This window comes from Nocardioides sp. AN3, assembly GCF_054653495.1.
Map to the genome: position 1 here is coordinate 473,096 of NZ_BAAIGC010000001.1, position 20,667 is coordinate 493,762.

Genomic DNA, 20,667 nt, shown 5'->3' on the forward strand with positions numbered 1-20,667 from the left:
ACAAGAACGCCCCGCGAGAGGTTGACCCCAGGTGACTCTCGCGCTCTCCGTCCTCGACCTCGTCCCGGTCCGCACTGACCAGAGCAGCGGGGACGCGATCGCCGCGTCGGTGTCGCTCGCGAAGGTGGCCGACGAGCTGGGCTATACGCGCTACTGGGTCGCCGAGCACCACAACATGCCTGCCGTCGCGGCGACGAACCCGCCTGTCCTGATCAGCCTGCTCGCCGGCGCGACCGACCGCATCCGCGTCGGGTCGGGCGGCGTGATGCTGCCCAACCATGCGCCGCTGGTGGTCGCGGAGCAGTTCGCGCTCCTCGAGGCGGCCTTCCCGGGCCGGATCGACCTCGGCATCGGTCGCGCTCCGGGCACCGACCAGGTGACCGCGTGGGCGCTGCGGCACGGAGGACCGGCGGACGCCGAGGAGACCGTCAACCGTTTCGACGAGTACGTCGACAACGTGCTGGCCATGATGGACACGGGCGGCGTCTCGGTCTCGGTGGCCGGGCGGCGTCACGTGCTGCACGCGACGCCGGCCGCGACGGCCGTGCCCACGATCTGGCTGCTCGGGTCCTCCGACTACTCGGCGCGCCTGGCCGCGGAGAAGGGGATGCCCTACGTCTTCGCGCACCACTTCTCGGGGCAGGGCACGCAGGAGGCGCTGGACCTCTACCGCTCGACGTTCCGCCCCTCGCCCGAGCTGGCGGAGCCGCGGACCTTCCTGACGGTCAACGCCGTCGTCGCCGAGACCTCCGACGAGGCCGACCGCCTGGCGCTCCCGCAGCTGCTCACCATGCTGGCGCTGCGCACCGGGCAGCCGCTCGCGGCTCAGCGGCTGGTGGAGGACGCGGAGCGAACCCCCGTGGCGGAGGCGCACCGGGGGCTCCTGGACGCGATGCGCGACAGGTGGGTGATCGGCGACCCGTCGTACGCCCGCAAGCGGATCGCCGACCTCGCGGCCGAGTTCGGGGTCGACGAGGTCATGGTGAACCCGGTCTCGGGAGCCCATGTCGGGGTCGACCCGCGCACCGCGCCGGGCCGCGAGGAGACGCTGCGGCTGCTCGCCTGAATTTGGGCGCCGCATCCGCAGGCGCCTAGACTGGCATGTCGGCCCAACGTGGGTCTGTTCTGTCGCGCCTCGCGGCTGCCCGAGATCCGTCGAGGGAAGAGGCGCACCGAACGGCTTCACGAGGTCCACTCACGTGGTTGGTGAGAGGTTCCCGGGCCACCCGGACCGTCCTGGTGGACGGACTCCGGTGCACCGAAACGGTAGACGACACCACGAGCAGTTAGTGAGGACATGCCGAAGAAAGAAGGCGTGATCGAGATCGAGGGCACCGTTGTGGAGGCCCTGCCGAATGCCATGTTCCGCGTCGAGCTGAGCAACGGGCACAAGGTTCTCGCCCACATCAGCGGCAAGATGCGCCAGCACTACATCCGGATCCTCCCCGAGGACCGTGTGGTGGTGGAGCTCTCGCCGTACGACCTCACCCGGGGTCGCATCGTCTACCGATACAAGTGAGCCGTCGGGCCCGCTTGTAGACACGCAACAGCCGACTAGCGAAGAAAGAGGCTGACCATGAAGGTCAACCCCAGCGTCAAGCCGATCTGTGACAAGTGCAAGGTGATCCGTCGCCACGGCCGCGTCATGGTGATCTGCGAGAACCCGCGCCACAAGCAGCGCCAGGGCTGATCCGCCCAGCGGACCGACCACACAACTGAACATCCACCTCGACGCACTACTCGCGGCACCGCTGCGGGGAACCACCTCTGGAGCCTCAGGCCAGAGCTCAGGCGCCAACCTGAGACGTACGTCGACTGACACCTGTGGCTGAAACCGAAGGAACCACCATGGCACGACTCGTCGGTGTCGACCTCCCGCGTGAGAAGCGCGTCGAGATCGCACTCACCTACATCTACGGCATCGGCCGTACCACCTCCCAGCAGCTGCTGGCCGCGACGGGCGTCGACCCGAACACCCGCGTCCACGCACTCTCCGAGGACGAGCTGGTCAAGCTCGCGCGCGAGATCGAGACCCGCAACCTGACGATCGAGGGCGACCTCCGTCGTGAGGTGCAGGGCGACATCCGCCGCAAGATCGAGATCGGCAGCTACCAAGGTCGCCGTCACCGCATGGGCCTCCCGGTCCGCGGCCAGCGCACCAAGACCAACGCGCGGACCCGGAAGGGCCCGAAGCGCACCGTCGCCGGCAAGAAGAAGGCCAAGTAACCGCACCCACGGGGGCTCCGCCCCCGTGAGCCCCCGGATTACTGACGCCACCGATCCGATCTCACGAGACTTGACCACGGGTCTCCGGGCCTAGCCCAGGAATGACCTGAGAAAAGGAAACTGCATGCCTCCCAAGAGCCGTCAGGCTGCGGCGAAGACCAAGGTCCGCCGCAAGGAGAAGAAGAACGTCGCCCAGGGCGAGGCTCACATCAAGAGCACGTTCAACAACACGATCGTCACGATCACCGACCCGACCGGTGCGGTGATCTCGTGGGCCAGCGCCGGCACCGTCGGCTTCAAGGGCTCGCGCAAGTCCACCCCGTTCGCCGCCCAGATGGCCGCCGAGGCCGCCGGCCGGCGGGCGATGGACCACGGCATGAAGAAGATCGACGTCTTCGTCAAGGGCCCGGGCTCGGGTCGCGAGACCGCGATCCGCTCGCTCGGCGCCATCGGCCTCGAGGTCGGCACCATCCAGGACGTCACGCCGACCCCGCACAACGGCTGCCGCCCGCCCAAGCGCCGCCGCGTCTGACCGACCCGAGACTGAAAGAGAGACGATTAGAACATGGCCCGCTACACCGGCCCCATGACCCGCAAGTCGCGCCGTCTCGGTGTCGACCTGGTCGGCGGCGACTCCGCCTTCGAGAAGCGTCCCTACCCTCCCGGCCAGCACGGCCGTGCGCGCATCAAGGAGAGCGAGTACCGCTCGCAGCTCCAGGAGAAGCAGAAGGCCCGCTTCACCTACGGCGTGCTCGAGAAGCAGTTCGCGAACTACTACGCCGAGGCGCACCGTCGTGCCGGCAAGACCGGTGACAACCTGCTCCAGCTGCTCGAGTGCCGCTTGGACAACGTCGTCTACCGTGCCGGCTTCGCCCGGACCCGCCGTCACGCCCGCCAGCTGGTCGTCCACGGCCACTTCCTGGTCAACGGCAAGAAGGTCAACGTCCCGTCGTACCAGGTCTCCGCTCACGACGTCATCGACGTCCGGGAGAAGTCGCTGGAGATGACCCCGTTCATCGTCGCCCGTGAGACCCACGGCGAGCGCGTCGTGCCCGCCTGGCTCGAGGCCATCCCCGGCCGCATGCGGATCTTCGTCCACCAGCTCCCGACCCGGGCCCAGATCGACCTTCCGGTCGAGGAGCAGCTCATCGTCGAGTACTACTCGAAGCTGTGATCTCCGCCCGGCACTCCGGACCTGTTCCGGGGACGGAGTGCCGGCCCGTTTCACTTCCGTCACTACCCTGGAGTTCGGGCCTGTCATATAGCGGGTAGGCCCGGAAAGGAAAGAACCAGTGCTTATTGCACAGCGCCCCACCCTGTCGGAAGAGACCGTCGACGAGTTCCGCTCGCGGTTCGTGATCGAGCCGCTGGAGCCCGGCTTCGGCTACACGCTCGGGAACAGCCTGCGTCGGACGCTCCTGTCCTCGATCCCCGGTGCCGCGGTCACCAGCATCAAGATCGACGGCGTCCTCCACGAGTTCTCGACCATCGAGGGCGTCAAGGAGGACGTGACCGAGGTGATCCTCAACCTCAAGGGCCTGGTCGTCTCCTCCGAGCACGACGAGCCCGTCACGATGTATCTGCGCAAGTCCGGCGCCGGTGACGTCACCGCCGCCGACATCGCCCCGCCGGCCGGTGTCGAGGTGCACAACCCCGACCTGAAGATCGCGACCCTGTCCGACAAGGGCAAGATCGAGCTCGAGCTGGTCGTCGAGCGTGGCCGCGGCTACGTCTCGGCGGTGCAGAACAAGGGCGCCGACAACGAGATCGGCCGGATCCCGGTCGACTCGATCTACTCGCCCGTGCTCAAGGTCTCGTACAAGGTCGAGGCGACCCGAGTCGAGCAGCGCACCGACTTCGACAAGCTCGTCATCGACGTCGAGACCAAGCCGTCGATCAAGCCGCGCGACGCCATCGCGTCGGCCGGCAAGACGCTGGTCGAGCTCTTCGGTCTCGCCCGCGAGCTCAACGTCGAGGCCGAGGGCATCGACATCGGCCCGTCCCCGGTCGACGAGCAGCTCGCCGCCGACCTGGCCCTGCCGGTCGAGGACCTGCAGCTGACCGTCCGGTCCTACAACTGCCTCAAGCGCGAGGGCATCCACACCGTGGGTGAGCTCATCAGCCGCTCCGAGCAGGACCTGCTGGACATCCGCAACTTCGGCGCCAAGTCGATCGACGAGGTGAAGGCCAAGCTCCACGAGATGGGCCTCTCCCTCAAGGACAGCGCGCCGGGCTTCGACCCGACCGCCGCCCTCGCCGCCTACGGCGACGATGATGACGACGCCTTCGTCGAGGACGAGCAGTACTGATCCACCCCGGGACGTCATACGAGCTGGTCGCTCTGGCAGCCAGGCCGTATGACGTCCCAGCAACAGAAACCGACCTGCACCCGGCGGGTCGTCTACCCCGGTACCTGACACGGCCGGAGAGGAAGGAAGTGGCAGATGCCTACTCCCAAGAAGGGCGCCCGTCTCGGCGGCAGCCCCGCGCACCAGAAGCTGATTCTGTCGAACCTGGCCACTCAGCTCTTCGAGCACGGCCGGATCACGACCACCGAGGCCAAGGCGCGGACGCTGCGTCCCGTCGCGGAGAAGCTGATCACCAAGGCGAAGAAGGGCGACCTGCACAACCGTCGCGAGGTCCTCAAGACCATCCGTGACAAGGGCGTCGTCCACAAGCTCTTCACCGAGATCGCCGAGACGTTCACCGAGCGTCCGGGCGGCTACACCCGGATCACCAAGATCGGTCCGCGCAAGGGCGACAACGCCCCCATGGCGGTCATCGAGCTCGTGACCGAGGCGTACCAGCCGAAGCCGGCCGCGTCGAAGGGCGCCGCCAAGGTCGCTCCGGCCGCTCCGGTCGAGGAGGCGCCGGCCGAGGACACCGCCGAGGTGACCGAGGCTGAGGAGACCGAGGTCGCCGAGACCGAGGTCGCCGAGACCGAGGTCGTCCAGGCCGAGGCGCCGGCTGAGGGGACCGAGGCCGTCGAGGCTGAGGCCGCCGCTGAGGAGGCCCCGGCCGCCGAGGCGACCGAGGAGACCACGGAGGAGGAGCAGGCCTGAGCCTGGTCCACTCCGACGAGGGCCCGCCACCGTGAGGTGGCGGGCCCTCGTGCTCTCAGCCGAGTAGGTCGAGCAGCTCGCGGGCGTTCTCCGGGGCGTAGCCCGATCCGTCGTTGTCGAAGTAGCCGAAGACGGCGCGGCCCTCCTCCCGCCAGCCGCGGATCCGCTCGGCCCACTGATGGAGCTCGTCGGCCGAGTACCGGCCGGCGTACAACGGCCGGTCCGTCGGCCCGTGCCAGCGGCAGTAGACGAACGGCGCGGTCGTGCGCAGGACGGTGTGCAGGCCGGTGCCGTGGGTGACGACGTACGCCGCCCGGTGCTTCTCGAGCATGGCGGCGACCGCATCGTCGTCCCAGGACGGGTGGCGCAGCTCCATCGCGACGCGCAGACCGTCGGGGAGGCGGGTCAGGAAGGCGTCGAGCCGCTCGTCGTCGCGCTCGAAGTCACCGGGCAGCTGCACCAGCACGCAGCCGGCCCGTGGCCCCAGCGCCTCCATCGCGGCCGCCAGCCGGTCGGCCCAGGCGCCGTCGGGGTCGTTGAGCCGGCGCCCGTGGCTGATCCACCTCGACGCCTTCACCGACATCGTGAAGCCGTCCGGGAGTGACGTCGCCCAGCCCTGGAAGGGCCGCAGACCGGGCCAGCGGTAGAACGACGCATTGAGCTCGACGGTGTCGAAGCGCTCCGCGTAGAAGTCCCGCCAGCGGGCACGGCCGAGCCCGTCGGGGTAGAACCTGCCGGCCCAATGGGCATAGGTCCACCCCGACGTCCCGATGTGCACGTCGTCCATGCCGCACCTGTATCCACCTGATGGGAGGATGACCGCCGTGCGGATCCGGATCGACCTCGCCTACGACGGCACCGACTTCCACGGCTGGGCCGCGCAGCCGGGTCTGCGGACGGTGCAGGGGGAGCTGCAGGCCGCGCTGGGGACGGCGTTCCGGCTGCCGGAGGAGGAGCGCCCGTGGGTGACGTGCGCCGGTCGCACCGACACCGGCGTCCACGCGCGCGGCCAGGTGGTCCACGTCGACGTCGAGGACGCGGCGGTCGCCGCCAGCGCCGGCCGCTCCCAGCAGCCGCCGCTGGACGCCCTCGTGCGGCGGCTCAACGGCATGCTGCCGGCCGACATCCGCATCCATCGGGCGAGCGAGGCGGCGCCCGGCTTCGACGCCCGATTCTCAGCGCTGTGGCGGCGCTACGCCTACCGGATCGCGGACACTCCGGCGACCTACGACCCGTTGCGCCGCCACCACGTGCTCCACTGGCCCCGGCCGCTGGACCTGTCCCTGATGAACGTCGCGGCCACCGACCTGGTCGGGCTGCACGACTTCGCGGGGTTCTGCAAGGCCCGTGAGGGCGCCACGACGATCCGGACGATCCGGACGCTGGTCTGGGAGCGCGACGAGACCGGCGTGGCGGTCGCGCGCGTGGTGGCCGACGCGTTCTGCCACGGGATGGTGCGCGCGCTCGTGGGCTGCCTCGTCGCCATCGGGGAGGGGCGCAAGGAGATCGGCTGGGCGACGGAGGTCCTCGGGCACTCGGTCCGAACCTCCGCTGTGCACGCCGCCTCGCCGCGCGGGCTCACCCTCGAAGAGGTCGGCTACCCGCCCGACACGGAGCTCGAGGCACGCGCGGTCCAGACGAGGGCGAAGCGGGAGGCCATCGATGGGTGACGAGCAGGAGCACTACTTCACCGCTGACCCGTCCGTGCCGTTCGAGCGCATCGGGTTGACCGCCGAGGTCTGGGGCCACGAGCTCGAGCTGGTCAGTGGCAGCGGCGTCTTCGCCCAGGGACGGGTCGACATCGGCACGAGCGTGCTCTTCCGCGAGACGGAGCCGCCCTCGCCGGGCCGGATCCTCGACCTGGGCTGCGGCTACGGCGTCATCGGGCTCGCGGTGGCCGCCGCCGTGCCCGGTGCCGTCGTCACGGGTGTCGACGTCAACGAGCGGGCCGTCCTGCTCGCCAACGAGAATGCGGCGTCGCTGCGCCTCGACAACTACCGCGCCGTGACGCCGGAGGGCGCGACGGGGGAGTACGACGAGATCTGGAGCAACCCGCCGATCCGCATCGGCAAGCAGGCGCTGCACGAGCTCCTCCTGACCTGGCTGCCACGGCTGGTGCCGGGTGGTCGGGCGGTCATGGTCGTCGGCAAGAACCTCGGGGGCGACAGCCTGCAGCGGTGGCTGACCGGGCAGGGCTACCCGACGACGCGCCTCGCGAGCGCCAAGGGCTTCCGAGTGCTGGAGACCCGCACCTCGTGAACCTCAGCGTGACCTCTGGGTCACGGTGAGCTTCACAAGGGGGCTCTCACGCGTCGGGGCGGAGTCTGACGGGCAGCTTGTCGAGGCTGTAGACGATCGAGAGGTCCCGGAACCCGAGCTCGGAGATGTCGTCAGTCGCCATCGACAGGTCGGGGAAGCGGGTCGAGAGCCCCGTCAGGGCGGCCCGCAGCTCCATCCGGGCCAGCTCCGCGCCGACGCAGCGGTGCAGGCCGTGGCCGAAGGCGAAGTGCTGGGTGTCGGCGTTGCGCAGGTCGAACTGCTCGGGGTGCGGAATGGCCTTCGGGTCGCGGTTCGCACCGGTCAGGGAGACGATGACGACCGACCCCTTGCTCACGCGGTGACCGAAGAGGTCGTGGTCCGCGCGGGCGAACCGCGGAAAGGCGATCTGCACCGGGCACAGGTAGCGCAGCATCTCCTCGACGACGGCGTCGACCTGGTCCCGGTCACCCGACCGCAGGGCCGCGTAGGCCTCAGGGTGCTGCATCAGCACGTAGGCGCCCATCGACAGCATCGACGCGGACGTCTCGTAGCCGCCCAGGAAGACGCCGTCGGCCAGGCCGCCGAGCTCGACGTCGTCGTACTCGTGGCCCTTGGTGCGGATGAGCTCCCCGATGAGGCCCTCGCCGGGGTTCGACCGCTGACGTCGCACCGTCTCGATGAGGAAGGTCCGCGTCTCCGTCGCGGCGCCGAAGACCGAAGCCCCGCCCTGGCTGACGTCGAAGCGGGCGACGCCGAGGTCGTGGAACTCGTCGCGCACCTCCTCGGGCATGCCGAGCAGCTCACAGATCACCCGGAACGGGATCTCGAAGCCGAACCGCTGGACCAGGTCGACGACCGGTCCGGCCGCCTCCATGCCGTCGAGCGCCTCGGTGACGATGCCGTCGATCATCTCCTCGAGCCGCCGGAGCCGGCGCATCGTGAACTCCGGCGTCAACAGGCCGCGCAGCCTCGTGTGGTCGGGCGGGTCGGTCATGCCGAGGCCGCCGATGCCCTCGGCATCCGTGCGAGGACGCGAGCCGAGCAGGTGCCGCATGTCGTTGGAGTACGCCGTCGAGTCCGCGAGGACCTGCTTGGACTCCTCGTGTCCGGTGACCAGGAAGATGTCGAGACCCAGCACGTTGCCCAACAGGGTGACCGGATCCTCGGCCCGCTGCTCGGCCAGTTGCGGCACCGGGTCGACCGCATTGCGGCGCAGCGGGAAGGTCAGGTGCTCGGGCACCTTCTCCAGCGTGGTGATGTCCGGCAGCGGCGAGGCCTGCCGGCGCATGGCGAACCGGAGGACCCGACGACGGATCGGAGCAGGCATCCACGAGATCGTGGTCATGGCAGTAGTGTGCGGGACGCGTCTGAGAATCTGCCATCAGGGGGCGTGTGTTGTCTTGCGCCTCCGCTGCGGTGCCGTCTTGCGCCTCCGCTTCGCTTTGGCGCGTGCCCGACGCCTCGTCACCCTCGCCTTCCCTCCCGACGCTCGGTCGTTCCTCCCTCGCTCTGGTCAGTCCAGGCGAGGGCGGCGTCGGGCGGTGCCGTCTTGCGCCTCCGCTTCGCTTCGGCGCGTGCCGCGGCGCCTTCCGGGCCTTGCCTTCCTCCGCTGCGCTCGCTCGTTCCTCGCTCGCTGCGCTGCGTCCAGGCAAGACCGGCGCCGCGGCGGTGCCGTCTTGCGCCTCCGCTGCGCCGGTCCTGCGTGCCCGGTGTGAAAACCCGGTGCCCGCGAGGCGCCGGCGGGGGAGGATGACCCGTTGTGGGACATGTCGACGTCGCGAACGTGCGCTACGAGCTTCCGGACGGCCGGGTCCTTCTCGATGACGTCTCTTTCCGGGTCGGTGAGGGTGCCAAGGTCGCGCTCGTCGGCGCCAACGGCGCCGGCAAGACGACGCTGCTGCGCATCGTGACCGGCGAGGTCGTCCCTGCCGCTGGCGCGGTGACCCGGTCCGGCGGGCTGGGCGTCATGCGCCAGAAGGTCGGCGAGAGCGCCACCACCGTGGCGGAGCTGCTCATGAGCGTGGCGCCGGACCGCGTCCGGCAGGCGGCGGCCGAGGTCGATGCCTGCGAGCTCGCGCTGATGGAGGTCGACGACGAGGCGACCCAGCTGCGCTATGCCTCGGCCCTCAGCGAGTATGCCGACGCCGGCGGCTACGACCTGGAGGTCACCTGGGACGTGTGCACGATGGCCGCGCTCGGCCTGCCCTTCGACCGTGCCCGCTACCGCGCGCTGAGCACGCTGTCGGGCGGCGAGCAGAAGCGGGTGGTCCTCGAGTACCTCCTGCGGGGCCCCGACGAGGTGCTCCTCCTGGACGAGCCCGACAACTACCTCGACGTGCCCGGCAAGATCTGGTTAGAGGAGCGGATCCGCGAGTCGGCGAAGACGATCCTCTTCATCAGCCACGACCGGGAGCTGCTCGCCAACACGGCGACCCGCGTCGTGACCGTCGAGCTCGGCCACGCGGGCAACCTCGTGTGGACGCACCCGGGTGGGTTCGCCAGCTATCACGAGGCCCGGCGCGATCGCTTCGCTCGCTTCGAGGAGATGCGACGCCGCTGGGACGAGGAGCACGCGAAGCTCAAGGCTCTCGTGCTGCGCTACAAGACCAAGGCGGCCTACAACGACGGCCTGGCCTCCCAGTACCAGGCCGCCCAGACTCGGCTGCGCAAGTTCGAGGAGGCCGGTCCGCCCACCGAGCAGCCGCGGGAGCAGCAGGTCACCATGAGACTGCGCGGAGGCCGCACGGGCAAGCGTGCCGTCGTCTGCGAGCGGCTCGAGCTCCTCGGGCTGATGAAGCCGTTCGACCTGGAGGTCTGGTACGGCGAGCGGGTGGCCGTGCTCGGCAGCAACGGCTCAGGCAAGTCCCACTTCCTGCGCCTGCTGGCCGCGGGCGGGACGCGGCCCGACAAGGAGCACGAGCCGGTGCGGGGTCCCGACGACGGGCACGTGATCGAGCCGGTCGCACACCGGGGGCTGGCCAAGCTGGGGGCGCGCGTCCGACCGGGCTGGTTCGTCCAGACCCACGAGCACCCGGAGCTCGTCGGGCGCACGCTGCTGGAGATCCTGCACCGCGGCGACGGCCGGGCGGACGGCACCGGACGCGCCGGCATGGGCCGCGAGCAGGCCAGCCGTGTCCTCGACCGCTACGAGCTGTCCGCGAGCGCCGAGCAGCGCTTCGAGTCGCTCTCGGGAGGTCAGCAGGCGCGCTTCCAGATCCTCCTGCTCGAGCTGTCGGGCGCGACGCTCCTGCTGCTCGACGAGCCGACCGACAACCTCGACGTCCAGTCCGCCGAGGCGCTCGAGGACGGCCTGCGCGCCTTCGAGGGCACCGTCGTGGCCGTCACCCACGACCGCTGGTTCGCTCGTGACTTCGACCGCTTCCTCGTCTACGGCGCGGACGGGGAGGTCTACGAGTCGCCCGAGCCCGTCTGGGACGAGGGCCGCGTGGAGCGCGTCCGCTGATGGAGATCTTGGTGATCGACCCGCTGGACGACCGGCTGCTCGTCGCGTGGCACGGCGTGCTCGACGCCGTCGACCAGGCTGACCGCGCCGAGGTCGCCGACACCTGGTCACTCGACGAGGTGCGGGCCGAGATGCGGCAGGAATCGGCGTACTGGCGTCGGCTCCCCGTCCTGGCGCGCGACGGCGACGACGTCGTGGCTGCCGCCTGGCTGGCGCTGTCGCTGCAGGACAACCTCCATCGTGCGGAGCTCTTCGTCGCGGTGCTGCCCGGACATCGCCGCCGCGGCATCGGCTCGGCGCTTCTCGAGCGCCTGGCGAGCATCGCGAAGGCGGAGGGGCGCACCGTGATGGGGTCGGAGGCGGACTGGCCGCCCGCCGCCGGCCCCGAGGGCGCCGGTTGTCCCGGTCCGGAGTTCCTGCGACGCCATGGCTACGAGCAGGTGCTGCTCGACGTGCAGCGTCGCCTGCCGCTTCCGGTCGCTGCCGGGGTGCTCGACACTCTCACAGCCGAGGCGGCGGAGCGCGGCACCGGCTACCGCCTGCGCAGCTGGGTCGGCCCGGTGCCCGAGGAGCACGTCGCCGGCTGGGCTGAGCTGGATGCCAGCCTGGAGACCGAGGCCCCCACCGGTGGGCTCGATCTCGAGCCGCGTGCTGCCGCAATCGCGAAGGTGCGTGAGGGCGAGGAGCTTCTCGTGGCGCAGGAGCGGACGTCGTACGCCACCGTGGCTCTCGACCCCGATGGCGAGGTGGTGGCCTACACCCAGATCCTCGTGGGCAGCGACGGCACGGGCAGGGCCTACCAGGAGGGCACCCTCGTGCGGGCGGACCACCGCGGTCATCGGCTCGGCCTGGCCGTCAAGGTCGCCAACCTGCGCCTCCTGCAGGAGGCAGGGCTCGGGCACGTCGATGAGCTGGTCACCTACAACGCCGCCTCGAACGAGCACATGGTCGGCGTCAACGACCGGCTCGGCTATCGAGCGGTCGAGTGGGCCGGGGAGTTCCAGAAGCGCCTGTAGCCCCGCCGAGTCCCCCGAGGCAAGGCGGGACCCCGCGGCTGGGGTCAGGGGTCAGGCCGCGGGGTCACGCCTCTGGCGACGAGGGGAGTGGAAGTCTCAGGACTTCGTGGACCCCTCGTCGGAGTCGAGGGTCACGGTGGCGGTGTGCGTCTTGCCGTCACGGCTGAAGGTGATCGTCACCTTGTCGCCGGGCCGGTAGGAGCGGACGGTCGCCACGAGCGAGTCGGACCCGGAGATCAGGTGGTTGTCGACCTTGGTGATGATGTCGCCGACCTTGATGCCCGCCTTGGCGGCGGTCGAGCCGGTCCCGACCTGGCGGACCTGGGCACCGTTGCTGCTGAACGGCGACGTGCTCTGGCCCTGACCCTGGCTGCCCTGGCCACCCTGGCCACCCTGGCCGTCGCCCTGGCCCTGGCCGAACGGGTCGAACGGGTTGCCCTGGTCAGGCTGCTGCTGGCTCTGCTGCGATGCGCCGACGTCCTGCACGGAGATGCCCAGGCGGGCGTGGGTCGGGGTCTGGCCCTTGATCATCTGCTGGATGACCGGCTTGACCTCGTCGATCGGGATCGCGAACCCGAGCCCGATCGAGCCGGCCTCGGAGGACGACGAGGAGGAGGTCGTCCGGATGGAGGCGTTGATGCCGACGACCTTGCCGCTCATGTCGACCAGCGCGCCGCCCGAGTTGCCGGGGTTGATCGCCGCGTCGGTCTGGATCGCGGGATAGACGGTCGCGTTGCCCGAGCTGTCCGTCCCCACGTTGACCGGCCGTTCGAGGGCGCTGACGATGCCCGAGGTCACCGTGGAGTCGAGACCGAACGGCGAGCCGATGGCGACGACGCTCTGACCGACGGCCAGGTCGTGGGACCTGCCGATGGAGGCCGGCTTGAGGTTGGAGACGCCCTCCGCCTTGATCACGGCGGTGTCGGTGAGCGGGTCGGTGCCGACGATCTTGGCCTTGGCCGTGCTGCCGTCGTTGAAGTCGACCCGGATCTGACCGCTGTCGCCTGCGACCTCGACCACATGGTTGTTGGTCAGGATGGTGCCGTCGCTGGTCAGGATGATGCCCGAGCCCGAGCCCGCCTCCTGGGAGCCGGCCACCTCGATCTTCACGACCGAGGGCAGCACCGACTGCGCGACCGCCTGGACGCTGCCGGAGGGGGCGGAGGTCGCGGTGGACGTGCCCGCGCTGCTGGCGCCGGAGAAGATGGTGCTGGTGTTGTCGTCGTGCGTGCCGTTCCACAGCGCCGCGCCGCCGTAGCCCGCACCGCCGCCGACGACCAGCGCGAGCGCGGCCAGGCCGCCGACCAGGCCGGCACGGCCCCGACGCCGTCCGTTGGCCGGCGCCGCGGTCGGCGCTGCCGTCGGGGAGGTGGTCGCCGCCGGTGAGGTCGCGGTGTCGTCGCCGAAGAGCCACGGGTTGCCCGCCGGCGGCGGACCGGCCGGGCCGGGGTATCCACCGGTCGAGGACGAGGTGGGGTAGGGCTGGGTGAACTGCTGCGTCGGCTCGCGGTCGGGCGTGCCCGCCGGCTGCTCAGGGTCGTGGCTCATGTCATCAACTGTGCGGGCTGAGTCTGTGACCACGCTGAGACCTCACTAGGTGATCGTGAAGAGTCGGGTTGCCGACCGGTCCTTGTAGCGCTAAGTGCGCTACGTCACACTCAGGCCATGGGAGCCCCCGCCCTGACGTTCGTTGACGACCGCCTCGCCCACGGCACGTGCCCGACCTCGGTGGTCGTGCTCGATGCGCTGGCGCGCAACCCGACCGGCAAGATCATCGAGCGTGAGCTGCGCTCGTCGTGAGGTGAGCCGTGACCGCGTGTCAGGACATCGCCTGTTCACCTGACTTCGAAAGGGTCGTTGCGTGACCGACCCGCTGCTGCGATCCGCGTGGGCCCCGCCGCCCCGCACGCTCGTCGACATCTTCCGCTCGACCGTCGAGCAGGCGGCGGACGAGCCCGCGGTCGATGCGGGCAACGGGGTCCTCACCTACGGCGAGCTCGAGGAGGCCGCCGACGGGCTCGCGGCCGAGCTGAACGCCGTCGGTGTGGGCCCCGGCGACAAGGTCGGCGTCCGGGTCAGTAGCGGGACGACCGACCTCTACGTCGCGATCCTGGGCATCCTGCTGGCGGGCGCCGCCTATGTGCCGGTCGACGCGGACGACCCCGACGAGAGGGCCCGGCTGGTCTTCGGCGAGGCCGACGTCGCGGCCGTCATCGGCAACGAGCTGGCGGTCGACGTACGCCGCCCGCGAGCCGCTCGCGAGCCGCAGGACCCGACGCCCGACGACGACTGCTGGGTGATCTTCACCTCCGGCTCCACCGGCACCCCCAAAGGCGTCGCCGTGACGCACCGCAGCGGCGCCGCCTTCGTCGACGCGGAGTCCGCGCTCTTCCTGCGGGACGCACCGGTCGGCGTGGGGGACCGGGTGATGGCGGGCCTGTCGGTGGCCTTCGACGCCAGCTGCGAGGAGATCTGGCTCGCCTGGCGGTACGGCGCCTGCCTGGTGCCGGCTCCCCGGGCGCTGGTGCGCAGCGGCGTCGACGTCGGGCCGTGGCTGGTCGCCAACCAGATCACGATCGTCTCGACGGTGCCGACGCTGGTCGCCCTGTGGCCGCCGGAGGCACTGGAGCGGGTGCGGCTGCTCATCATGGGCGGCGAGGCCTGCCCGCCGGAGCTCGCCGCGCGGCTCCAGGCGCCCGGACGGGAGGTGTGGAACACCTACGGGCCGACCGAGGCGACCGTGGTGGCCTGCGGGGCGCTGATGACTGGCGAGGGGATGGTGCGCATCGGCCTCCCGCTCGACGGCTGGGACCTGGCGGTCGTCGACCCGCGCACCCAGATGCCGGTCGCCGACGGCGAGACCGGCGAGCTGATCATCGGCGGCGTCGGCCTGGCGCGCTACCTCGACCCGGCGAAGGACGCCGAGAAGTACGCGCCCATGCCGACCCTGGGATGGGACCGGGCCTACCGGTCGGGCGACCTCGTGGTGCGCGACCCGGTCGGGCTGCTCTTCGGCGGCCGCGCCGACGACCAGGTCAAGCTCGGCGGGCGCCGCATCGAGCTCGGCGAGATCGACAGCGCCCTGCTGCAGCTAAACGGCGTGCAGAGCGCCGCCGCAGCAGTGCGACGGACGTCTGCGGGGAACCAGCTGCTGGTGGGCTATGTGACGGTCGAGGGCGGGTTCGACCCGGGCAAGGCCGTCGCCCTGCTGCGCGAGGAGCTGCCGGCGGCGCTGGTGCCTCGCCTGGCCGTCGTCGAGACCATGCCGACCCGCACCAGCGGCAAGGTGGACCGGGACGCCCTGCCGTGGCCGCTGCCCCGCTCGAGCAGCGAGAGCGGGCTGGGCGGCACGGCGGGCTGGATCGCCGAGCTGTGGCTCGACATCCTCGGCGCCGAGGTCAAGGGGCTGGGCGACGACTTCTTCGACCTGGGCGGCGGCAGCCTCACCGCGGCGCAGATGGTCTCGCGCCTGCGGACGCGCTTCCCGGAGGTCGCCATGGGCGACATCTACGAGCAGCCGACCGTCGGCCGCCTGGGCGACTTCCTCGACCAGCTCACCGAGGCCGGGCCGGCCAGCGATCGGGAGGTGCCGGCGGTCCCGCGCAAGACCCAGGCCGCCCAGGTCGCGGCGGGTCTGCTGCTCCGGAGCCTGGCGGTGCCGCGCTGGCTGACGTGGATCGCGATCGCGTCGCTGGTGGGGCATGCCGCCGGCATCGACCTGCTGCCGCAGCCGGCGCTGGGGGCCGTCCTCGTCGGGGCGCTCGTGTTCCTCCTGCCACCGGGTCGCATGCTGCTGGCCGCCGCCGTCGCGCGGTCGCTGCTGCGCGGCGTCGGACCTGGTGACTACCCCCGCGGCGGCAAGGTCCACCTGCGCCTGTGGCTCGCCGGCCACGCCGCGGACGAGCTCGGCGCGACCGGCCTCGCCGGTGCGCCGTTCACGACGTGGTACGCCCGGCTCCTCGGCGCGACGGTCGGGCGCGACGTCGACCTGCACTCGATCCCGCCGGTGACCGGCCTGCTGACGCTCGGGCGCGGCTGCTCGGTCGAGCCTGAGGTCGACCTGTCGGGCTACTGGATCGACGGGGACACGGTCCGGGTGGGGCCGGTCCGCGTCGGCGCCCGCGCGCGGATCGGAGCTCGGTCGATGCTCTGTCCGGGGGCCGACGTCGGAGCCGACGCCGAGATCGCCCCGGGCTCGGCCGTCTTCGGCGAGGTGCCGCCCGGTGAGTACTGGTCGGGCTCGCCGGCCGCCCGGCTCTCGGGAGACGCGCGTGGACCCTGGCGGGACCGGGTCGAGAGGTCGCGCTGGTGGGTGGCGGCGTACGTCGCCGTGGCCGTCGTGCTGGGCCTCCTGCCCGTGCTGGCCGTCGGCGTGGGTGCCGTCGCCGTCCTCGGGGCCGCTGGGCGCCCCGGCTCCTGGCCCGAGGCGTTCGCCCTCCTGTGGTGGTCCTGGCTCGGCCTGCTCGCCGGCTACGCGTTCCTCGCGGCGGCGATCCTGGTCGTGGTCCGGGTCGCCGGCATCATGATCCGGCCGGGCGTCCACCCGGTGCGGAGCCTGGCGGGGATCGCGATCTGGGCGACCGTGCGGGTGCTCGACGATGCTCGCACGTGGCTCTTCGGGCTCTACTCCTCCCTGCTCACGCCGCTGTGGCTGCGGCTGCTCGGCGCGCGGATCGGCAAGCACGTCGAGGCCTCGACCGTGCTCCTGGTCCCGAGTCTCACGCAGGTCAACGACGAGTCGTTCCTCGCCGACGACACCCTCATCGGAGGCTACGAGCTCGGCGGCGGCTGGGTGCGCGTCGAGCGCGTCAAGATCGGCAAGCGGGCCTTCGTCGGCAACTCCGGCATGGCCGCGCCCGGGCGCAAGGTCCCGAAGGCCTCGCTCGTCGCGGTGCTCAGCGCCGCCCCGCGCCGCAAGAAGGCACACGCCGGAGAGTCCTGGCTCGGCAGCCCGCCGGCGCCCTTGCGTCGCACCGTGGAGGCGCAGGACGCCGACCGCACCTATGCTCCGCCGGCGACTCTGCGGGTGGCGCGGGCCCTCATCGAGCTGTGCCGCCTCGTCCCGGCGAGCCTCGCGGTCGCGCTCTACGCGGCGGTCGGGATCACGCTCCTTTCTCTCGCGGACAAGAGCGCCTGGTGGGTCTCGCTGCTCCTCGGGGGCCCGATCCTGGCCGTCGCCGGCGTCCTCGCGGCGGCCGTCACGGTGGTGGCGAAGTGGCTGCTGGTCGGCCGCATCCGGCCCGGTGGCCACCCGCTGTGGAGCTCGTTCGTCTGGCGCAACGAGCTCGCCGACACCTTCGTCGAGGTGCTCGCGGCACCGTGGTTCGCGCGCCGCGCCGCGGGCAGTCCGCTGATCACGTGGTGGTTCCGGGCGATGGGCGCATCGATCGGACGCGGGGTGTGGTGCGAGAGCTACTGGCTGCCCGAGACCGACCTGGTCAGTCTCGGCGACGGTGCGACGGTCAACTCCGGCACCGTCGTGCAGACCCATCTCTTCCACGACCGGCTGCTCTCGCTCGACACCGTCACGCTGCGTCGGGGCGCGACACTCGGACCCAACAGCGTCATCCTTCCCGCAGCGACGCTCGGTCGTCACGCTACGGTCGGACCCGTGTCGTTGGTGATGAGGGGCGAGTCGGTGCCGGACGGGACCAGCTGGATCGGCAACCCGATCGGCCCGTGGGTCGAGGGATGACCGCTCATCCCACGGCCGACCCCTACCTGCCGGGTCACGGCGACCTCTCCTGGAGCGCCGAGCACTACGACCTCGACCTCGCCTACGACCTCGTCGGCAACCGGATCTCCGGCACCGCCGTCGTGCGCGGGGTCGCCGAGCAGGAGACCTCCCGCCTCGTCCTCGACCTCGCCTACCTGCAGGTGCAGAAGGTCACCGTCGACGGCAGGCCTCCGGCGCGCTGGGCCCACCGCGACCACCGACTCATCCTCACCCTGCGCCGCCCGCTCGAGCCGGGTCAGAGCTTCACCCTCAGTGTGAAGTACGCAGGCCGGCCGAAGCCGCTCGTCGTGCGCCATCACGGCGATGCCGGATGGGAGGAGCTCGCCGACGGCGTCATCGTCGCCGGGCAGCCTCACGGGGCACCCACCTGGTTCCCCTGCAACGACCGGCCCTCCGACAAGGCGTCGTACGTGATCACGGTGACGACCGCGACCAACTACACGGTCGTCAGCAACGGCACGCTCGTCTCACGGACACGGCGCGGGAGCGGGGAGACCTGGCGCTACGAGCAGCTCGAGCCGATGGCGACCTACCTCGCGACCGTCCAGATCGGCCGCTACGAGCTGGTCCGCCCAGAGGCGGGACCGGCGGGCGTGCCGATCATCCTGGCGGTGCCCCCGGGCGCCGACTGGGAGCCGGCGTTCGGGCGGCAGGCCGAGATGATGGCGACGTACGTCGAGCTTTTCGGGCCCTATCCCTTTCCGACCTACACCGCCGTGGTGACCGACGACGACCTGGAGATCCCGCTGGAGTCGCAGTCGCTGTCGACGTTCGGGCGCAACTACCTGGACCCCGACTGGCACACGAACCGGCTCGTCGCCCACGAGCTGGCCCACCAGTGGTTCGGCAACACGCTGACGCTGCGGGAGTGGAAGGACATCTGGCTGCACGAGGGCTTCGCCTGCTATGCCGAGTGGCTGTGGTCGCAGGCGGCCGGTCTGCGCACGACCGACGAGCTCGCCCGCGACCATCACGGCCGCCTCCGCAAGCTCCCCGAGGACCTGCTGCTGGCCAACCCCGGGCCTGAGCTGATGTTCGACGACCGCGTCTACAAGCGCGGCGCGCTGACGCTGCACGTGCTGCGGTCGCGCATCGGCGACGGGGCGTTCTTCACGCTGCTGCGCGAGTGGGTCGCCCGGCACCGGGCCGGCTCGGTCACCACGGCCGACTTCGAGGCGCTGGCGGCCGACATCGCCGGCGAGGACCTGTCACAGCTCTTCGACGCCTGGCTGCGGAAGACGGACCTGCCGGACCTCTGAGACGCCGAACGGACGCAGATGACCGCGGGGGCGGGTGACGAGTCGCGACTCGTCACCCGCCCCCGCCCTCATCTGCGTCCGTTCGGCGTCCGGGTCAGGCCCAGCGCTGCTCTGCGGGGGTGTAGGTCAGCTGACGAGCACCCGTGTAGATCTGCTTCGGGCGGGCGATCTTCTGCTCCTTGTCCTGCGTCAGCTCGAGCCACTGCGCGAGCCAGCCGGGGGTGCGTCCGATGGCGAAGAGGACGGTGAACATCTCCGGCGGGAACTGGAAGGCCTCATAGATCAGGCCGGAGTAGAAGTCGACGTTGGGGTAGAGGCGTCGCTTGACGAAGTACTCGTCCTCGAGGGCGATCTTCTCCAGCTCCTGGGCGATCTCGAGGAGCGGGTTGACCCCGGTGACCTCGAAGACGTCGTCGCAGGCCTTCTTGATGATCTTGGCGCGCGGGTCGTAGTTCTTGTAGACCCGGTGGCCGAAGCCCATCAGCTTCTCGTTGCCGTTCTTCACACCCTCGATGAAGGCGGGGATCTCGGACTTGCTGCCGATCCGCTTGAGCATCCGCAGGACGGCCTCGTTGGCGCCGCCGTGCAGTGGACCGTAGAGGGCGCCGACACCGGCGGCCACGGCGGAGTAGGGGTCGACCTGGGTCGAGCCGACCGAGCGCACGGCGTTGGCCGAGGCGTTCTGCTCGTGGTCGGCGTGGAGGATGAAGAGGGTGTCGAGGGCCTTGACCAGGCGCTGGTCGGCCTCGTAGCGGGGCTCGCTCATCTTGAACAGCATCGAGAGGAAGTTCTCGGTGTAGGTCAGCGAGTTGTCGGGGTAGACATACGGCTTGCCCTGGGCGTGGCGGAAGGACCAGGCGCCGAGGGTCGGCATCTTGGCGATCATGCGGATGATCTGGATAGCACGGTTGTCGGCGTCACCGATGTTGCGCGACTCGGGGTAGAACGTCGAGAGGGCCCCCACCGACGCCATCAGCATCCCCATGGGATGCGCGTCGTAGCGGAAGCCCTCCATGAAGCCCTTCACGTTCTCGTGCACGAACGTGTGGTAGGTGATGTTGTGCACCCACAGGTCGTACTCGTCCTTGGACGGCAGCGAGCCGTGGATCAGCAGGTAGGCGACCTCGAGGAAGTTCGACTGCTCGGCGAGCTGCTCGATGGGGTACCCGCGGTACTCCAGCACGCCCTTGTCACCGTCGATGTAGGTCACCGAGCTGCGGCAGGAGGCGGTGTTGACGAAACCGGGGTCGTAGACGGCCAGGCCCGGCTCGTCCTCGCCGGCCTTGATCTTGCCGATGTCGGCGGCCTTGATGGCGCCGTCGACGATCGGAACGTCGTACTCCTGTCCGGTGCGGTTGTCGCGGACGGTGAGAGAATCAGTCACGGCCTCAAACTTAGCCTCAGCCGTCGCGATGCTGTAAGCGGGTGCCCGTCACGTGAGAGGACTGGGGTGGCGGCAGCGCGGCGTACGCCGTTTTGACCGGCTGTGTGAGCGGCCCGTAACCTTGTTCGGTCGTGACTCCTGCCGCTTCCCGGCCACCCACGGTCGAGGGGCAGTCCCGGACAGCTTGACGCTGAGCCGGGCCGTGTTCGTCAGAAGTCACGAGCGCTCCGTCGAGAGGCGGGCACACCTCCGCGACAGCCG

19 protein-coding genes are annotated in these 20,667 nt (G+C 70.6%); 15 read left to right on the forward strand and 4 right to left on the reverse strand.

The features are described from left to right. Positions 1 to 31 precede the first annotated feature (31 nt). The 8 genes from ACYQ1K_RS02235 to rplQ all read left to right on the forward strand — a co-directional run bounded on the left by ACYQ1K_RS02235 (position 32) and on the right by rplQ (position 5,288). Positions 32 to 1,066 carry an LLM class flavin-dependent oxidoreductase gene (locus tag ACYQ1K_RS02235; RefSeq protein WP_459980993.1) on the forward strand — a complete coding sequence of 345 codons (1,035 nt, stop codon included), beginning with the start codon at positions 32 to 34 and terminating at the stop codon, positions 1,064 to 1,066. A 231-nt stretch (positions 1,067 to 1,297) separates the two neighbouring features. Next, positions 1,298 to 1,519: a translation initiation factor IF-1 gene (gene infA / locus ACYQ1K_RS02240; RefSeq protein ID WP_011757309.1), complete on the forward strand. Its 222-nt coding sequence runs from the start codon at positions 1,298 to 1,300 to the stop codon at positions 1,517 to 1,519. A 57-nt stretch (positions 1,520 to 1,576) separates the two neighbouring features. After that, entirely contained in the window at positions 1,577 to 1,690 is a 114-nt protein-coding gene (gene rpmJ / locus ACYQ1K_RS02245) for a 50S ribosomal protein L36 (protein ID WP_004008316.1), read from the forward strand. 158 nt (positions 1,691 to 1,848) lie between these two features. Then, positions 1,849 to 2,226 carry a 30S ribosomal protein S13 gene (gene rpsM, locus ACYQ1K_RS02250; RefSeq protein ID WP_192679434.1) on the forward strand — a complete coding sequence of 126 codons (378 nt, stop codon included), beginning with the start codon at positions 1,849 to 1,851 and terminating at the stop codon, positions 2,224 to 2,226. A gap of 124 nt (positions 2,227 to 2,350) precedes the next feature. Continuing rightward, positions 2,351 to 2,758, forward strand: a complete 408-nt coding sequence (rpsK, locus tag ACYQ1K_RS02255) for a 30S ribosomal protein S11 (protein ID WP_325573739.1) — start codon at positions 2,351 to 2,353, stop codon at positions 2,756 to 2,758. 33 nt (positions 2,759 to 2,791) lie between these two features. Beyond that, the gene (rpsD, locus tag ACYQ1K_RS02260) at positions 2,792 to 3,400 is read left to right on the forward strand and encodes a 30S ribosomal protein S4 (protein WP_459980997.1); all 609 of its coding nucleotides are present in this window, start codon (positions 2,792 to 2,794) and stop codon (positions 3,398 to 3,400) included. A gap of 118 nt (positions 3,401 to 3,518) precedes the next feature. Then, entirely contained in the window at positions 3,519 to 4,535 is a 1,017-nt protein-coding gene (locus ACYQ1K_RS02265) for a DNA-directed RNA polymerase subunit alpha (RefSeq protein WP_459980999.1), read from the forward strand. 135 nt (positions 4,536 to 4,670) lie between these two features. Continuing rightward, on the forward strand, positions 4,671 to 5,288 hold the full coding sequence (gene rplQ, locus ACYQ1K_RS02270) for a 50S ribosomal protein L17 (RefSeq protein WP_459981000.1): 618 nt from the start codon (positions 4,671 to 4,673) through the stop codon (positions 5,286 to 5,288). 55 nt (positions 5,289 to 5,343) lie between these two features. Here rplQ and ACYQ1K_RS02275 read toward each other — a convergent pair whose 3' ends face one another. Continuing rightward, on the reverse strand, positions 5,344 to 6,075 hold the full coding sequence (locus ACYQ1K_RS02275; RefSeq protein WP_459981002.1) for a DUF72 domain-containing protein: 732 nt from the start codon (positions 6,073 to 6,075) through the stop codon (positions 5,344 to 5,346). 37 nt (positions 6,076 to 6,112) lie between these two features. On the opposite strand from ACYQ1K_RS02275, the gene truA reads away from it, so the two are divergent. Continuing rightward, positions 6,113 to 6,958: a tRNA pseudouridine(38-40) synthase TruA gene (truA, locus tag ACYQ1K_RS02280; protein WP_459981179.1), complete on the forward strand. Its 846-nt coding sequence runs from the start codon at positions 6,113 to 6,115 to the stop codon at positions 6,956 to 6,958. Further along, positions 6,951 to 7,547 carry a class I SAM-dependent methyltransferase gene (locus ACYQ1K_RS02285; protein ID WP_459981004.1) on the forward strand — a complete coding sequence of 199 codons (597 nt, stop codon included), beginning with the start codon at positions 6,951 to 6,953 and terminating at the stop codon, positions 7,545 to 7,547. The genes truA and ACYQ1K_RS02285 overlap by 8 nt, the downstream gene beginning before the upstream one ends. 46 nt (positions 7,548 to 7,593) lie before the next feature. On the opposite strand, the gene ACYQ1K_RS02290 is transcribed toward ACYQ1K_RS02285, so the two are convergent. After that, a complete protein-coding gene (locus ACYQ1K_RS02290; protein WP_459981006.1) occupies positions 7,594 to 8,892 on the reverse strand; it encodes a cytochrome P450 in 1,299 nt (432 codons plus the stop codon). 414 nt (positions 8,893 to 9,306) lie between these two features. Between ACYQ1K_RS02290 and ACYQ1K_RS02295 the strand changes: the two genes are divergently transcribed. Continuing rightward, on the forward strand, positions 9,307 to 11,010 hold the full coding sequence (locus ACYQ1K_RS02295; RefSeq protein ID WP_459981008.1) for an ABC-F family ATP-binding cassette domain-containing protein: 1,704 nt from the start codon (positions 9,307 to 9,309) through the stop codon (positions 11,008 to 11,010). Continuing rightward, positions 11,010 to 12,026, forward strand: coding sequence for a GNAT family N-acetyltransferase (locus tag ACYQ1K_RS02300; RefSeq protein WP_459981010.1), 1,017 nt, complete (start codon positions 11,010 to 11,012; stop codon positions 12,024 to 12,026). Before ACYQ1K_RS02295 ends, ACYQ1K_RS02300 begins: the two co-directional genes overlap by 1 nt. A gap of 96 nt (positions 12,027 to 12,122) precedes the next feature. Here ACYQ1K_RS02300 and ACYQ1K_RS02305 read toward each other — a convergent pair whose 3' ends face one another. Continuing rightward, the gene (locus ACYQ1K_RS02305) at positions 12,123 to 13,574 is read right to left on the reverse strand and encodes a S1C family serine protease (protein WP_459981012.1); all 1,452 of its coding nucleotides are present in this window, start codon (positions 13,572 to 13,574) and stop codon (positions 12,123 to 12,125) included. 117 nt (positions 13,575 to 13,691) lie between these two features. Here ACYQ1K_RS02305 and ACYQ1K_RS02310 point away from each other — a divergent pair, with 117 nt between their 5' ends. The 3 genes from ACYQ1K_RS02310 (at position 13,692) to ACYQ1K_RS02320 (ending at position 19,022) form a co-directional block, all read left to right on the forward strand. Beyond that, positions 13,692 to 13,826 carry a hypothetical protein gene (locus tag ACYQ1K_RS02310; RefSeq protein WP_459981014.1) on the forward strand — a complete coding sequence of 45 codons (135 nt, stop codon included), beginning with the start codon at positions 13,692 to 13,694 and terminating at the stop codon, positions 13,824 to 13,826. A gap of 61 nt (positions 13,827 to 13,887) precedes the next feature. After that, complete coding sequence (locus tag ACYQ1K_RS02315; RefSeq protein ID WP_459981016.1) at positions 13,888 to 17,721, forward strand: Pls/PosA family non-ribosomal peptide synthetase; 3,834 nt, start codon at positions 13,888 to 13,890, stop codon at positions 17,719 to 17,721. Then, entirely contained in the window at positions 17,718 to 19,022 is a 1,305-nt protein-coding gene (locus ACYQ1K_RS02320; protein ID WP_459981018.1) for a M1 family metallopeptidase, read from the forward strand. Before ACYQ1K_RS02315 ends, ACYQ1K_RS02320 begins: the two co-directional genes overlap by 4 nt. 94 nt (positions 19,023 to 19,116) lie before the next feature. Here the strand turns inward: ACYQ1K_RS02320 and ACYQ1K_RS02325 are convergent, their stop codons facing one another. Beyond that, on the reverse strand, positions 19,117 to 20,406 hold the full coding sequence (locus tag ACYQ1K_RS02325; RefSeq protein WP_459981020.1) for a citrate synthase: 1,290 nt from the start codon (positions 20,404 to 20,406) through the stop codon (positions 19,117 to 19,119). Positions 20,407 to 20,667 lie beyond the last annotated feature (261 nt).

What these genes read in the sequence shown, in the direction of transcription:
- ACYQ1K_RS02310 (WP_459981014.1), top strand. Translation starts at nt 13,692, where the DNA reads ATGGGAGCCCCCGCCCTGACGTTCGTTGACGACCGCCTCGCCCACGGC.
- ACYQ1K_RS02285 (WP_459981004.1), top strand. Translation starts at nt 6,951, where the DNA reads ATGGGTGACGAGCAGGAGCACTACTTCACCGCTGACCCGTCCGTGCCG.
- ACYQ1K_RS02290 (WP_459981006.1), bottom strand. Translation starts at nt 8,892, where the DNA reads ATGACCACGATCTCGTGGATGCCTGCTCCGATCCGTCGTCGGGTCCTC.
- rpsK (WP_325573739.1), top strand. Translation starts at nt 2,351, where the DNA reads ATGCCTCCCAAGAGCCGTCAGGCTGCGGCGAAGACCAAGGTCCGCCGC.
- rpsD (WP_459980997.1), top strand. Translation starts at nt 2,792, where the DNA reads ATGGCCCGCTACACCGGCCCCATGACCCGCAAGTCGCGCCGTCTCGGT.
- ACYQ1K_RS02300 (WP_459981010.1), top strand. Translation starts at nt 11,010, where the DNA reads ATGGAGATCTTGGTGATCGACCCGCTGGACGACCGGCTGCTCGTCGCG.
- ACYQ1K_RS02275 (WP_459981002.1), bottom strand. Translation starts at nt 6,075, where the DNA reads ATGGACGACGTGCACATCGGGACGTCGGGGTGGACCTATGCCCATTGG.
- rpsM (WP_192679434.1), top strand. Translation starts at nt 1,849, where the DNA reads ATGGCACGACTCGTCGGTGTCGACCTCCCGCGTGAGAAGCGCGTCGAG.
- ACYQ1K_RS02305 (WP_459981012.1), bottom strand. Translation starts at nt 13,574, where the DNA reads ATGAGCCACGACCCTGAGCAGCCGGCGGGCACGCCCGACCGCGAGCCG.
- ACYQ1K_RS02320 (WP_459981018.1), top strand. Translation starts at nt 17,718, where the DNA reads ATGACCGCTCATCCCACGGCCGACCCCTACCTGCCGGGTCACGGCGAC.
- rplQ (WP_459981000.1), top strand. Translation starts at nt 4,671, where the DNA reads ATGCCTACTCCCAAGAAGGGCGCCCGTCTCGGCGGCAGCCCCGCGCAC.
- rpmJ (WP_004008316.1), top strand. Translation starts at nt 1,577, where the DNA reads ATGAAGGTCAACCCCAGCGTCAAGCCGATCTGTGACAAGTGCAAGGTG.
- infA (WP_011757309.1), top strand. Translation starts at nt 1,298, where the DNA reads ATGCCGAAGAAAGAAGGCGTGATCGAGATCGAGGGCACCGTTGTGGAG.